This is a genomic window from Allobosea sp. P2_B12, from assembly GCF_056404835.1.
Genome location: NZ_JBFUDG010000003.1, coordinates 420,529 through 433,828, shown reverse-complemented (window position 1 = coordinate 433,828; position 13,300 = coordinate 420,529). Strand labels below are relative to the sequence as shown.

The window sequence follows — 13,300 nt, the reverse complement described above, 5'->3', positions numbered from 1 at the left end:
GGCGCTTGGAGCGGTTCGACTGGGACGATCTGCGCTTCTTCCTGGCGGTCGCGCGCTCGGGCCGGTTGACGGCGGCTGCGCGCCGGCTCGGGGCCGACCATGCCACCGTCTCGCGGCGCATCACCTCGCTGGAAGAATCCCTCAAGGCCAAGCTCTTCGAGCGAAGGCCGCAGGGCTATACGCTGACGGCCCATGGCGAGAGGCTGCTGGCCCGGGCGGAAAGCATGGAGACCGACGCGCTGGCGATCCAGAGCGACATCGGCGGCGCCGACATGGCGCTGGCCGGCACGGTCAGGATCGGCGCGCCGGATGGCTTCGGCACGATCTTCCTGGCGCCCCGCCTCGCCGGGCTGGCAAGCGCCTATCCCGGCCTCGAGATCCAGCTCATCGCCATGCCGCGGCTGCTGTCGCTGTCGAAGCGCGAAGCCGATGTCGCGATCACGCTCGCCCCGCCCAAGGAGGGCAAGGTCGTGGCGCGCAAGCTCTCGGATTATCGCCTCGGCCTCTATGCCACGCAGGCCTATCTCGACTCGAGCCCGAAGGTCGAAAAGCCGGAGGATCTCTTCTCCCACCGCATCGTCGGCTATATCGACGACCTGATCTTCACGCCCGAGCTCGATTATCTCGACGAGGTCGCCAAGGGCCTGCGCGCGCAGGTCCAGAGTTCGAGCGTGCTGGCGCAGATGAATGCGGTCGTCGGCGGCGCCGGCATCGGCGTGATCCACCATTTCATGGCGCAGGATGAGCCGCGTCTCGTCCCGGTCCTGCCCGAGACGGTCTCGATCACGCGTTCATTCTGGCTCTTGGTGCATGCCGATCTGAAGGATGTCGCCCGCGTCCGCGCCATCGTCGATTTCGTCGTGCGCGAGGCCAAGTCCAGCCGCGCCCTGCTGATGGGCGAGGGCAGGCCCTAAAAAAACATGCCCTAAGCGCTGAGGACAAGGCGATGCGTCGCCGCGCCTGATGGGCGGGGCGCCCTCAGATCCGCCAGGGCAGCACGTTCTGCGGCAGCCGCTTCGCCAACAGGTCCAGCGTCAGCATCGCCACGAGGATGACCGCCGAGGCGCTGATCGCGACAGCTGCCGCCTCGCCGGCGAGCCCGGCCTCCTTCAGCGAGAACAGCACGACGCCGAGCGTCTCGGTGCCCGAGGACCAGAGCAGCGCCGAGACCGTCAGTTCGTTGAAGGCGACGAGGAAGACCATCAGCGCGCTGACGGTCGCTGCCGGGGCCAGGATCGGCGCGACGATGAAGCGTAGCATCTGCCACAGCGTCACGCCGTCGAGCCGCGCCGCCTCCTCGTGATGCGCCTCGATCTGCGCCATCGCCGCGACAGGCGCCTTCAGCGCCAGCGGCAGGAAGCGCGCGAGATAGGCGAACAGGATGATGAAGGGCGTGGCGTAAATGCTGACGCCGAGCAGGGGCAGCGGCTTCAGGAACATCAGGATGCAGGCGATGGCCAGCACCACGCCGGGCAGCGCGTAGGGCAGCTCGATGACGACCTCGACGACGCGCCGCAGCTTGCCCATGCGCCGCTCCAGCGCATAGGCGAAGGCGACCGAAACCAGCGCCAGGATCAGCGCGGCGCTGCCGGCGAACAGGAAGGAGTTGCGGAAGGCGCGCACCGTCACGTCCTGCCGCAGCAGCACCTCGACGAATTTGTCGAGCGTCAGGCTCTGCCAGGTCAGCGCGACGCCAAGCGCCGGCGTCAGAGCCTCGCCGAGCAGCGCCAGGAAGGGCAGGCCGAGCTTGATCGCAAGCAGCAGCCAGAGCCCGCCCGTCACGAAAGGGCGCGCCCGGCCAAGCTGCCAGAACGGCTGCAGCGGGCGCTCGATCTCGACCTTGCCGCCACCGCGCCGCGTCGCCAGCATGCCGGCGATGATGCCGAGCCCCGCCACCAGCGCGACCAGCACAGACAAAGCGGCGGCGTCGGGCAGACCGGCCGGCCCGAAGCTCGACAGGCGCCGATAGATCAGCGTCGGCAGCGTGAGATAGTTCACGGGAAGCCCGAGCAGCGCCGGAATCCCGAAATTTCCGATGCCCGCGACGAAGGCGAGCAGGGCTGCCGCGATGATCTGCGGCCGCAGCACCGGCAGCAGGATGCGCGTGACGATGGTGCCGGGCCCAGCGCCTTCCATCTGCGCCGCCTCGATCAGGGATTGCGGCACGCTGCGCAGGCCGGTCCAGAGCGTGATCGCGACCAGCGGCGCGTGATGCAGCGCCATTACCAGCGCGATGCCGCCGCGTCCGAGCAGCGGGTTCGGCGTGCCGGGCTCCGGCGACAGGCCGAACAGCGAGAGGATCGGCGAATGCGGCGCAAACAGGCTCAAGAAGGCTAGCGCCGCCACCTGCGGCGCGATCATCATCGAGAAGACCAGCGCAAACGCGATCGGCCGCTTGCCGCGCACATCGGTGACGCCGAGCATGATCGCGGCGGTGCCGCCGATCAGCAGCGCGCCGATGGCCGAGAGGCCGGCGGTCTCGAGCGTGTGCAGCGTCGCGTTGATCGCAGCCCGGCTACCGATTTCCGCCAGCGCCGCGTCGGGTGCGAACTGCCAGCCCGGCGCGAAGGCAGCCGCCGCCAGCCGCAGAAAGGGCAGGCCGCCGAGCACGATCGCGCAGGCCGCGACCAGAGCCGGCAGGCCGAGGCCAGCCGGAAGGCTCAGGCCCTGCCAGAGTGGGCGAGGCCTGGTCTCCTGCCAGTCCGTCTGGGCGGCCAGCGTCACTCGAAGATCGCGCTGAAGCGCTTGCGCGAGGCCGCCTCGTCGGCCAGCGCCTTGCCGGCGTCGAACGGCATCAGCTTGATCGCGCTGCGGTCGGGGTAGCCGGCCGGGAGGGCGACGTCGGGATGGGCCGCGACATAGCCCTGCTTCAGTGCAAGTTCCTGGCCGTCCTTCGAGATCAGGAAGTCGACGAAGGCCTTGGCGGCTTCCGGGTTCTTGCTGGACTTGAGGATGGCGACCGGCTCGCTGACGGCCGAGACACCCTCGCTCGGGAAGACGAACTCGACGGGCGCGCCCTTGGCCTTCTCGCGGATCGGCATGAAGTCGACGATCATGCCGTAGAGCTTCTCGCCCGTCGCGACCTGGCGCAGGATGTCGCCATTGGCGCCCGCCGCGAGCGCGCCGTTCTTCTGCAGGGCTTCATAGAAGGCCCAGCCGGTCGGCAGATTGCCGGTCAGGGTGATGGTGTGGATCATCGCCGCGCCGGAGTTCAGCGGGCTCGGCATCGCCAGCAGGTTCTTGGCCTCGGGCTTGATCAGGTCGAGCCAGTTCGTCGGCTTCATCGCAGCCTTGGTGTTGTAGACGATGCCGGTCGTGATCAGCTTGGTTGCGAACCAGAACTTGGCGGGGTCGTGCACGCCGGCCGGATAGGCCGAGGTCTCGGCCTTGTCATGCGCCAGCAGGCGGTTTTCCTTTTTCAGGCCTTCCATCGTCACCGCGTCGGCGATCAGCAGCAGGTCGGCCTGCGGCGCGCCTGCTTCGATCTCGGCGCGGAGCTTGGCCATCACGCGCGGCGTGCCGTCGCGGACGAAGCTGATGTCGACCTTGGGATACTTCGCCTTGAAGGCGTCGATGGTCTGCTGGGCGTCCGTGTTGGGCTGGCTGGTATAAAGCACGAGCTTGCCCTCGACGGACTGCGCCAGCGCATGCGGTGCGGCGAGGCTGCCGGCAGCAAGTACTGCCGTGATGATTGCGATCGACGCCTTGATCCGCATGAAACTCTCCTGTGCGCATGCCCGAGCCGGGCCTGCGCTGGCGGTAGTCTCCGCATATGACATATCCATGAAGGCGGCGTCATGAGGCTGAAGAGGTTCGGCTGCCATGAAAACGGCGGGACGTTGCGGCATTGACGCAGGACGGTCCTGCCGTCCGACGGCTTGACCCTGTCGGGCGCGCGCCCCACGTTCCGCCTGAATCCACGCATCCATCGCGACAGGACAGCCATGACCGCCTCCAAGCTCGACCAGCTCCGCAAGATGACCACGGTCGTCGCCGACACCGGCGATATCGAAGCGGTCCGCCGGCTCAAGCCCGTCGACTGCACCACCAACCCGACGCTGATCCTGAAAGCCGTCGAGACCCCGGCCTATGCCGGTCTCGTCGACGAGGCGATCGCCTGGGGCAGGAAGGCCGGCGGCGGCGACAAGGCCGTGCATGCGGTCTGCGACCGGCTCGCCGTCACCTTTGGCGCCGAGCTGACCAAGATCGTGCCCGGCCGGGTCTCGACCGAGGTCGATGCCGACCTGTCCTTCGACACCAGGGCGACGATCGACAAGGCGCGCGCCATCATCGCCGCCTATAAGGAGCGCGGCATCGAGAAGGACCGCATCCTGATCAAGATCGCCTCGACCTGGGAGGGCATACAGGCCGCCAAGGTGCTGCAGGGCGAAGGCATCGACTGCAATCTGACGCTGCTGTTTTCGCTGCCGCAGGCCGTGGCCTGCGCCGATGCCGGCGCTTTCCTGATCTCGCCCTTCGTCGGCCGCATCCTCGACTGGCACGTCAAGGCCGGGGGCGGCCCCTACACCGCCGAGACCGATCCCGGCGTCGTCTCGGTCGGGACCATCTACGCCTATTACAAGACCCATGGCATCGAGACGGTGGTGATGGGCGCATCCTTCCGCAACACCGGCGAGATCGAGGCGCTGGCCGGCTGCGACCGGCTGACCATCGGACCGGGCCTGCTCGACGAACTCGCCGGTGCGACGGGCGACCTGCCGCGCAAGCTCTCGGCCGACAAGCTCGGCGAGGCTCCCGCCAAGCTGACGCTGGACGAAAAGGCCTTCCGCTTCGCGATGAACGAGGATGCGATGGGCACCGAGAAGCTGGCGGAAGGCATTCGCGGCTTCGTCAAGGACCTGCGCGGCCTGCGCAAGCTCGTGGCCGCGAAGCTCGCCTGATCGCGAACCGAAGCTCAGGGCTTCGGCGCGACCTCGGCCTGCGCCGTGACATTCGGCTTCGGCGGCGGTGAGGCCGGGTCGAAGAAGCTGCGGCCGCCGGCGGCGGCCGTTTCGAGCTGGTGCTTCCAGCCCTTGGTGTCCTTGCCGCCGAGCGAGGCGAAATCTTCGCGACGGTTCATGTCGCTGCCGCGGCCCTGATAGACCATCACGCCATTGGCGGTGACGACGATGTCGCCGCGCCGCAGCGTCGGGTCCTTCAGATACCAGCTCGGATCGGTCGCCGGGTCGAGCTGCACGACCGGGGCCTTCGGCTTGGTCGACGCCTCGGGCGCCCGCTGACGCGGCGCACGCTGCATCGGCTCGTCATATTCGTAGATCGGTGTCGCCCGAAGGCGCGGACCGCCGCCGAAGATGGCGCGCCCCAGTTCCTCGAACAGATTGGCCGCTTGGGCTCCGGGCGCACCGGCGACGGCCATCGCCGCCACCATCGAGAACATCATCGCGCGCCGCACAACCATCACCGTCATCCCGAACCAACCGAAGCTTCAACGACTGATGGTCGCAAAAGGTTCAGCGCAGGTTCACCGACGCGGTTAATATATTTTAAGGAGCTGTGTCGGAGCGGCTCAGCCCTGCGCCGCGAACGCCTCCGCCCGGATCGCCGACAGCGATTTCGCCGGCGTGATCGCCTCCGGATCGAGCAGGCAATGGATGATCGCGGGCTTGCCCGAGGCGACCGCACGCTCGAAAGCCGGGCCGAACTCGGCGGTAGTCTCGACTCGCTCGCCATGGCCGCCGAAGGCCTTGGCGTAAGCCGCGAAATCGGGGTTCTTCAGCGTCGTCGCCGAGACGCGGCCGGGGTAATGCTTCTCCTGATGCATGCGGATGGTGCCGTACATGCCGTTATCGACCACGATGACGATCACGGGGAGGTCGTATTGCACGGCGGTGGCGAAATCCTGCCCGTTCATCAGGAAGCAGCCATCGCCCGCAAAGGCGATCACGGTGCGCTCGGGGAACAAGCGCTTGGCGCCGATCGCAGCCGGCACGCCATAGCCCATCGAGCCCGAAGTCGGCGCGAGCTGCGTCGCGAATTTGTTGAAGCGGTGGAAGCGATGCACCCAGGTCGCGTAATTGCCGGCGCCATTGCACATGATGGCGTCGTCGGGGAGCTGCCGGCGCAGCCAGGTCACCATCTCGCCGGGATGGAACGTGCCAGCAACCGGCGCGGGTTGGCCGCTCCAGCCGAGATAGCTCTCATGCGCCTCGGCGGCTGCGCCTGCCCACGCAATCGCCTGCGGCGGATGCACGGTCTCGAGCGCGGCGCAAAACGCGGTCGGCGAGGCGTTGATCGCCAGCGACGGCCGGTAGACCCGGCCGAGCTCCTCGGCATCGGGATGGACATGGACCAGCGGCCGGCCGGGATTGGGAATGCCGAACAGCGTGTAGGACTGGCTCGGCATCTCCGACAACCGCCCGCCGACGAGCAGCACGAGGTCGCTGTCCTGGATGCGCTTCAGCAGCTTCGGATTGGGGCCGATGCCGAGATCGCCGGCGAAATTCGGATGGTCGGCCGGAAACAGCATCTGCCGCCGGAACGAGACCGCGACGGGCAGGTCGAAACGTTCGGCAAAGCGCTGGAAGCGCGCGATCGCCTGCGGGTCCCAGCGCGAGCCACCGAGGATCGCGACCGGAGACTTCGCCGCCCAGAGCCGCTTCTGCAGGTCGATGGTCTGGAGCAGGGACGGGTGCGTCTCGGTGACCTGATAGGGCTCGGCGTCGGCGACATCGGCGAGGTCGGTCAACACGTCCTCAGGCAGGGCGATCACGACGGGACCGGGCCGGCCGGAGGTCGCGACATGGAAGGCGCGGCTGATGATCTCGGGGATGCGGGCGGCGTCGTCGATCTCGGTCGCCCATTTCGTCATGGTGCCGAAGACGGCGCGGTAGTCGAGCTCCTGGAAGGCCTCGCGCTCGCGCATGCCGCGCTCGATCTGCCCGACGAACAAGATCAGCGGCGTCGAATCCTGGTCGGCGATATGGATGCCGGGCGAGGCATTGGTGGCGCCGGGCCCGCGCGTGACGAAGCAGATGCCGGGCTTGCCGGTCAGCTTGCCGGCGGCCTCGGCCATCATGCAGGCGCCGCCCTCGGCCCGGCAGATGGTGACCTTCATCGACGCGTCATGCAGCGCGTCGAGCACGGCGAGATAGCTCTCGCCCGGCACGCAGAAGGCGTCGGTCGCGCCATGGAGGATCAGTTGGTCGACGAGGATCTGCCCGCCGCTGCGCATGGTTGTCGTCATTGACCTCGTCCGTGTAACTTAGCTAAGTTGGTCATATCGAAGGATGAGCTGGAGGCCGCCATGACGCGCGTCACCATCCATGAAGCCAAGACCCATCTGTCGCGCCTGCTCGAAGAGGTCGAGAAGGGCGGCGAGGTCGTGATCTCGCGGCGCGACAAGCCGATCGCGCGGCTGGTGCCGATCGAAGCCAAGCGGGTCGAGCGCAAGCCGGGGCGAATGCAGGGCATGATGGATGTTGGCAACGAGATATTCGATCCGCTGCCCGAAGATGAACTGCGCCTCTGGGAAGGACGTGACGATTGGGACTTCTTCTCGACTCCGCCACGCTGATCTGGTGGATTTACGACGCGCATCGGTTGTCGCCGCCGGCGGTTAGAGCGGTCAACGAAGCGGATCGCGTCGTTGTCAGTTCTGTGACCGCCATGGAGCTTGCGACCAAACTGCGCATCGGCAAGCTTCCGCAGGTCCGGCCTCTGGTCGCAAGCTTCGCCGAACATTGCGCGATCGACAACTTCGAGCTTCTGCCCCTTCGGCATGAGCATTCGATCTGCGGCGGCTCCATTCCCAGCGAGCATCGCGATCTCTTCGACCGCATGCTCGCTGGGCAGGCCATCGTCGAGAATCTGACGCTGGTTTCGCCCGACACCGCCTTCGACGCACTCGGCGCCCGCCGTCTCTGGTGAGCCGCGCATTCAGCCGCCTCCCCAGGCCGGATCGTTCAGGATCTCGTCGGCATGCTCGCCCAGTTGCGGGCTCGGGCGCGGCGACACCTGCCTGATGCCATCCATGACGATGGGCGAGGCGACGGTCGGGACGCTCCCGCCCTTGGCAACGTCGCTCGCCAGATCGACGCGGACGCCGCGCGCCAGAATCTGCGGATCGGCGAAGACTTCGTCGACGCCGTTGATCGGGCCGGCCGGCACGCCGACCTTTTCCAGCACCGCCAACAGGTCGGCCTTGAGGTAGCGCTGCGTCAGCTTGTGCAGATGTTCCGTGAGCGCGATGCGGTTCTTCACCCGCGAGCGGTTGTCGATATAGCCGGGCTGGTCGGCCAGCATCGGCTCGCCCAGCACCTCGCAGAGCTTGCGCCACTGCCCGTCATTGCCGGTCGCGATGATGATATGCCCGTCAGCGACCGGGAACACGTCATAGGGCACGATGTTGGGGTGCGCGTTGCCGAGCCGTGGCGGCGGATTGCCCGAGACGAGGTAGTTCATCGCCTGGTTGCCGAGCACGGCGACCTGCGCATCGAGCAGCGCCATGTCGAGGCTCGCGCCTTCGCCGGTGGCATCACGCCGGCGCAGCGCCGAGAGGATGCCGACCGAGGCGTAGAGGCCGGTATAGATGTCGGCGACGGCATAGCCCGCCTTCATCGGCGCGCCGGTCGGCTCGCCAGTGACCGACATCGGCCCGCCCATGCCCTGGACGAGGAAGTCGTAGCCGGCGCGCGGCGCATAGGGCCCGGTCTGCCCGAAGCCGGTGACCGAGCAGTAGATCAGCCGGGGATAGGCCGCCCGCAGCGAAGCCGCGTCGAGCCCATATTTCTCAAGACCGCCGACCTTGAAGTTCTCGACCACGACATCGGCATGGGCGGCGAGCCTGCGCACCAGCGCCTGGCCTTCGGGGGTGCGGAAATCGGCAGTGATCGAGCGCTTGCCGCGATTGGTCGAGTGGAAATAGGCCGCCGAGAGGTTTTCGCCGTCCTCGCCCTCGACGAAGGGCGGTCCCCATTTGCGGGTGTCGTCGCCCTCGGGTGCCTCGACCTTGACGACATCGGCGCCGAGATCGGCCAGCAGCTGGCCGATCCAGGGCCCGGCAAGAATGCGCGCGAGTTCGAGAACGCGCAGGCCGGCGAGGGGAGGGGTGGTCATGCGGTCATTCCGGCTTTGACACCACCGTCATGGTCGGGCTTGACCCGACCATCTCTTGGGAGGTTCGTTTGGCATGAGATGGTCGGGTCAAGCCCGACTATGACGGCAAGCGGCTGGCTCAGAAAAACGCCTGCAAGCCGGTGATCGCCCGGCCCAAAATCAGCGCGTGGACGTCATGCGTGCCCTCATAGGTGTTCACCGTCTCGAGGTTCGCCGCGTGGCGCATGACATGATACTCGATCGAGATGCCGTTGCCGCCATGCATGTCGCGGGCCTGGCGGGCGATGTCGAGCGCCTTGCCGCAATTGTTGCGCTTGACCAGGCTGATCATCTCGGGCGCCATCCGGCCGTCGTCGAGCAGGCGCCCGACGCGAAGCGAGCCCTGCAGGCCGAGCGAAATCTCGGTCAGCATGTCCGCCAGCTTCTTCTGGAAGAGCTGCGTCTGGGCGAGCGGCTTGTTGAACTGCTTGCGATCAAGCCCGTACTGCCGCGCTCGATGGAAGCAATCCTCGGCCGCGCCCATCACGCCCCAGGAAATGCCGTAGCGCGCGCGGTTGAGGCAGCCGAACGGACCTTTCAGGCCGGAGACGTTCGGCAGCAGGTTCTCTTCGGGAACGATCACGCCATCCATGACGATCTCGCCCGTGATCGAGGCGCGAAGCGAGAGCTTGCCGCCGATCTTCGGCGCCGACAGCCCCTTCATGCCCTTTTCGAGGATGAAGCCGCGGATCTGGTTGTCATGCGCAGCCGACTTCGCCCAGACGACGAAGACGTCGGCGATCGGCGAATTCGAGATCCACATCTTCGAGCCGGTCAGGCGATAGCCGTCGGCGACCTTCTCGGCGCGGGTCTTCATGCCCGCCGGATCGGAGCCGGCATCGGGCTCGGTCAGGCCGAAGCAGCCGATCCATTCGCCGGAGCCGAGCTTGGGCAGGTACTTCTTGCGTTGGCTCTCGTCGCCATAGGCGTAGATCGGATACATCACCAGCGAGGACTGCACTGACATCATCGAGCGATAGCCGGAATCGACGCGCTCGACCTCGCGGGCCACCAGCCCATAAGACACGTAGTTGGCGCCGGCGCAGCCATACTCTTCCGGCACGGTGACGCCGAGAAGGCCGAGTTCGCCCATCTCGTTGAAGATCGAGCGGTCGGTCTCCTCATTGAGATAGGCTTCGGCGATGCGCGGCTGCAGCTTCTCCTGCGCGAAGTCGCGCGCCGTGTCGCGGATCAGCCGCTCGTCTTCCGAGAGCTGGTCGTCGAGCAGGAAGGCGTCGTCCCAGGTGAATTCGGCCAGCTTGTGGCTGGGGGCGTGGCTGCGGGCGGCTTCTGCCATCTGATCTCTCCCTTGTCGTTCTGCCGTCATGGTCGGGCTTGACCCGACCATCTCGGAAACCAGCTATCTGGTCTAAGAGATTCTCAGGCTCGCGCTTCGCTTCGCCCGAGAATGACGCGCTATGGAATCACGCATCCACATCGAAGCTGACGCCCTGCGCCAGCGGCAATGTCGTGCCGTAGTTGAGCGTATTCGTGGCGCGGCGCATATAGGCTTTCCACGCATCCGAGCCGGCCTCGCGGCCGCCGCCGGTTTCCTTCTCGCCGCCGAAGGCCCCGCCGATCTCGGCGCCGGACGGGCCGATATTGACGTTGGCGACGCCGCAATCCGAGCCTTCCGCAGAGATGAAAGCCTCGGCCTCGCGCATGTCGAGTGTGAAGATCGAGGAGGACAGGCCGGCGCCGACATCGTTCTGAATCGCGATCGCCTGGTCGAGCGTCTTGTATGTCATCACGTAGAGGATCGGCGCGAAGGTCTCGCGCGAGACCGGCCCGCTCTGCGAGGGCATCTCGACGATCGCGGGTCGGACATAGAAGCCCCCCGTTCCGACACTGACCCGCTCACCGCCATGAACGGTGCCGCCTGCGGCCCTGGCCTCCGAAAGCGCGGTCTGCATGCCCTGGTAGGCGGCCTCATCGACCAGCGGGCCGACAAGCACGCCCGCTTCGCGAGGATCGCCGATCTTCACGCTAGCATAGACCTTGATGAGCTTGGGGATCAGCGCATCATAGACGCTCTCATGCACGATCAGACGGCGCAAAGTTGTGCAGCGCTGGCCGGCCGTGCCCATCGCCGCAAACGCGATGCCGCGCAGCGCGATGTCGAGATCGGCGGAAGGGGCGACGATCGCGGCGTTATTGCCGCCGAGTTCGAGGATGGCGCGGGCGAAGCGCGAGGCGAGCTTCTGGCCGACCTCCTTGCCCATGCGCGTCGAGCCCGTGGCAGAGACGACCGGCACGCGGTGATCCGACACCAGGATGTCGCCGATCTCGCGGCCGCCGATCAGGATCTCGGACAGGCCGGCCGGCGCCTCGGGGCCGAAGCGCTTCATCGTCTTCTCGACGATGGCCTGCACGGCGATGCCGGTCAGCGGGGTCTTCTCGGAGGGCTTCCAGACGACGCTGTCGCCGCAGACGAAGGCGAGCGCCGCGTTCCAGGACCAGACCGCGACCGGGAAGTTGAAGGCCGAGATCACGCCGCAGACGCCGAGCGGATGCCAGGTTTCCATCATGCGGTGGTTCGGACGCTCGGTCGCGATGGTCAGGCCGTAAAGCTGGCGCGAGAGGCCGACTGCGAAATCGCAGATGTCGATCATCTCCTGGACTTCGCCCAGTCCTTCGGAGGTGACCTTGCCGGCCTCCAGCGTCACCAGCAGGCCGAGATCGTCCTTGGCGGCGCGCAGCTCCTCGCCGAGCAGGCGCACGAACTCGCCTCGGCGCGGCGCCGGCACCTTGCGCCACAGCAGGAACGCCGACTGAGCGCGGCCGATGGCGGCTTCGGCTTCGGCCGCGCTGGTCTCCTTCAGCGTCGCGACGGTCTCGCCCGTGATCGGCGAATGGGCGCTCATGCCCTTGGTGGCGAAGACGGCATCGCTGACGCCGAGGCGCTTGAGCAGCGCGAGCGCATCCTTGGGAAGGGGAGAGGTCATGGTGCTGCCTGATCACTTCTGTCTATGAAACAAAGCCCTCATCCTGAGGAGCGCTCGGCACGAGCGCGTCTCGAAGGATGCTCCAGTTGGTTCCGGAGCCTCCTGGCGCATCCTTCGAGACGCTGCTGCGCGGCTCCTTAGGATGAGGGCTCGGGAAAGGTCGCCCGAGGATGCGAACAATGCCCCCTTCCGCCGTGCTCCGGCAACCGATATGTTCTCACCGCTTGATGAGAATAAGTCATGGGCTTCGAGATCGTTCCCAGCCGGCTTTCGGTCCCGTCGCTGTCGGCGCTGGCTGCCTTCGAGGCTGCCGCACGCCATGGCAGCTTCACGCGTGCGGCTGAGGAACTCAACCTGACTCAAGGGGCGATCAGCCGGCAGGTGGCGCATCTCGAAAAGGTGCTCGGCGTCGGGCTCTTCCAGCGCCTGCGCCAGCGCGTCAGCCTGACGCCGGCGGGGGCAGCCTACGCGGCCGATATCCGCGACGGGCTCTCGCGGCTGGCGGCGGCGACCGTCTCGACCATGGCGTTTCGCGGTGCGGCGGGCGTGCTCAACCTCGCCATCTTGCCGACCTTCGGCACGCGCTGGCTGATCCCGCGCCTGCCCCGCTTCACCGAGGCCCATCCCGGCATCACCATCAATTTCACCACGAAGCTCGTGCCTTTCGACTTCGGCCGTGAGCAACTCGATGCCGCGATCCATTTCGGCGATCCGGTCTGGCCGGGCGCCAGGCTGCATCGGCTGATGGGCGAGGAGATCGTGCCGGTCGCGGCGCCCTCGCTCGTCGCCCGCCTCGGCATGAGCGACCCCTCGGACATGCTGCGCGCGCCGCTGCTCCAGCAATCGACGCGGCCGCGCGCTTGGGCCGACTGGCTGGAACAGCAGGGCCTGCCGCCGCAGAGGGCGCTGATGGGCCCGCGTTTCGAGCAATTCGCCATGGTCTCGCAGGCCGCCGTCGCGGGGCTGGGCCTCGCCATCGTGCCGCGCTTCCTGATCGAGGAGGAGCTGCGCTCCGGCTCGCTGGTCATTCCCTTCGACCGGCCGGTCACAGGCTCCGAAGGGTATTATCTGGTCTATCCCGAAACCCGCGCCGAGCTTCCCGCGGTGATCGCCTTTCGTGACTGGCTGCTCGGCGAGTGCGCTGCGGCAAACTGACTCGACAAGCGCGTCACGGCGCGCCAATCATGCGTGGAGTTCACTAACCGGGATCGCGGAGCGCACCCGGCTCATGCCCCGGGATC

Annotated in this window: 12 protein-coding genes; 5 read left to right on the top strand and 7 right to left on the bottom strand. The window is 67.1% G+C overall.

All coding sequences use genetic code 11. The features are described 5' to 3' along the window. The first annotated feature begins 5 nt into the window (after nt 1-5). Nucleotides 6-914 (top strand): LysR family transcriptional regulator, encoded by a 909-nt coding sequence (locus tag AC1DYU_RS10880; protein WP_476791623.1) that lies wholly within the window; start codon nt 6-8, stop codon nt 912-914. 64 nt (nt 915-978) lie between these two features. Here the strand turns inward: AC1DYU_RS10880 and AC1DYU_RS10875 are convergent, their stop codons facing one another. Next, nucleotides 979-2,724, bottom strand: coding sequence for an ABC transporter permease (locus AC1DYU_RS10875; RefSeq protein WP_476791622.1), 1,746 nt, complete (start codon nt 2,722-2,724; stop codon nt 979-981). Then, nucleotides 2,721-3,710, bottom strand: coding sequence for an ABC transporter substrate-binding protein (locus AC1DYU_RS10870; protein ID WP_476791744.1), 990 nt, complete (start codon nt 3,708-3,710; stop codon nt 2,721-2,723). Before AC1DYU_RS10870 ends, AC1DYU_RS10875 begins: the two co-directional genes overlap by 4 nt. Nucleotides 3,711-3,944: 234 nt before the next feature. Between AC1DYU_RS10870 and tal the strand changes: the two genes are divergently transcribed. Further along, entirely contained in the window at nt 3,945-4,901 is a 957-nt protein-coding gene (gene tal, locus AC1DYU_RS10865; RefSeq protein ID WP_476791621.1) for a transaldolase, read from the top strand. A gap of 14 nt (nt 4,902-4,915) precedes the next feature. Here tal and AC1DYU_RS10860 read toward each other — a convergent pair whose 3' ends face one another. Further along, nucleotides 4,916-5,419, bottom strand: coding sequence for a hypothetical protein (locus tag AC1DYU_RS10860; protein ID WP_476791620.1), 504 nt, complete (start codon nt 5,417-5,419; stop codon nt 4,916-4,918). 108 nt (nt 5,420-5,527) lie between these two features. Further along, on the bottom strand, nt 5,528-7,204 hold the full coding sequence (locus AC1DYU_RS10855) for a thiamine pyrophosphate-binding protein (protein WP_476791619.1): 1,677 nt from the start codon (nt 7,202-7,204) through the stop codon (nt 5,528-5,530). Nucleotides 7,205-7,264: 60 nt separating this feature from the next. Between AC1DYU_RS10855 and AC1DYU_RS10850 the strand changes: the two genes are divergently transcribed. Next, nucleotides 7,265-7,534, top strand: coding sequence for a type II toxin-antitoxin system prevent-host-death family antitoxin (locus AC1DYU_RS10850; protein ID WP_158485656.1), 270 nt, complete (start codon nt 7,265-7,267; stop codon nt 7,532-7,534). After that, nucleotides 7,504-7,887 carry a type II toxin-antitoxin system VapC family toxin gene (locus AC1DYU_RS10845; protein WP_158485657.1) on the top strand — a complete coding sequence of 128 codons (384 nt, stop codon included), beginning with the start codon at nt 7,504-7,506 and terminating at the stop codon, nt 7,885-7,887. The genes AC1DYU_RS10850 and AC1DYU_RS10845 overlap by 31 nt, the downstream gene beginning before the upstream one ends. A gap of 9 nt (nt 7,888-7,896) precedes the next feature. Here the strand turns inward: AC1DYU_RS10845 and AC1DYU_RS10840 are convergent, their stop codons facing one another. The 3 genes from AC1DYU_RS10840 to amaB form a co-directional block, all read right to left on the bottom strand. Then, the gene (locus AC1DYU_RS10840; protein WP_476791618.1) at nt 7,897-9,075 is read right to left on the bottom strand and encodes a CaiB/BaiF CoA transferase family protein; all 1,179 of its coding nucleotides are present in this window, start codon (nt 9,073-9,075) and stop codon (nt 7,897-7,899) included. 118 nt (nt 9,076-9,193) lie between these two features. Next, the gene (locus tag AC1DYU_RS10835; protein WP_476791617.1) at nt 9,194-10,411 is read right to left on the bottom strand and encodes an acyl-CoA dehydrogenase; all 1,218 of its coding nucleotides are present in this window, start codon (nt 10,409-10,411) and stop codon (nt 9,194-9,196) included. A 127-nt stretch (nt 10,412-10,538) separates the two neighbouring features. Next, on the bottom strand, nt 10,539-12,059 hold the full coding sequence (amaB, locus tag AC1DYU_RS10830; protein ID WP_476791616.1) for an L-piperidine-6-carboxylate dehydrogenase: 1,521 nt from the start codon (nt 12,057-12,059) through the stop codon (nt 10,539-10,541). 240 nt (nt 12,060-12,299) lie between these two features. Here amaB and AC1DYU_RS10825 point away from each other — a divergent pair, with 240 nt between their 5' ends. Continuing rightward, on the top strand, nt 12,300-13,214 hold the full coding sequence (locus tag AC1DYU_RS10825; RefSeq protein WP_476791615.1) for a LysR family transcriptional regulator: 915 nt from the start codon (nt 12,300-12,302) through the stop codon (nt 13,212-13,214). The last annotated feature ends 86 nt before the right edge of the window (nt 13,215-13,300 follow it).

Excerpts from the sequence above, each read along its gene's own strand:
- amaB (WP_476791616.1), bottom strand. The coding sequence starts at position 12,059 with ATGACCTCTCCCCTTCCCAAGGATGCGCTCGCGCTGCTCAAGCGCCTC.
- AC1DYU_RS10850 (WP_158485656.1), top strand. The coding sequence starts at position 7,265 with ATGACGCGCGTCACCATCCATGAAGCCAAGACCCATCTGTCGCGCCTG.
- tal (WP_476791621.1), top strand. The coding sequence starts at position 3,945 with ATGACCGCCTCCAAGCTCGACCAGCTCCGCAAGATGACCACGGTCGTC.
- AC1DYU_RS10840 (WP_476791618.1), bottom strand. The coding sequence starts at position 9,075 with ATGACCACCCCTCCCCTCGCCGGCCTGCGCGTTCTCGAACTCGCGCGC.
- AC1DYU_RS10825 (WP_476791615.1), top strand. The coding sequence starts at position 12,300 with ATGGGCTTCGAGATCGTTCCCAGCCGGCTTTCGGTCCCGTCGCTGTCG.
- AC1DYU_RS10855 (WP_476791619.1), bottom strand. The coding sequence starts at position 7,204 with ATGACGACAACCATGCGCAGCGGCGGGCAGATCCTCGTCGACCAACTG.
- AC1DYU_RS10860 (WP_476791620.1), bottom strand. The coding sequence starts at position 5,419 with ATGGTTGTGCGGCGCGCGATGATGTTCTCGATGGTGGCGGCGATGGCC.
- AC1DYU_RS10835 (WP_476791617.1), bottom strand. The coding sequence starts at position 10,411 with ATGGCAGAAGCCGCCCGCAGCCACGCCCCCAGCCACAAGCTGGCCGAA.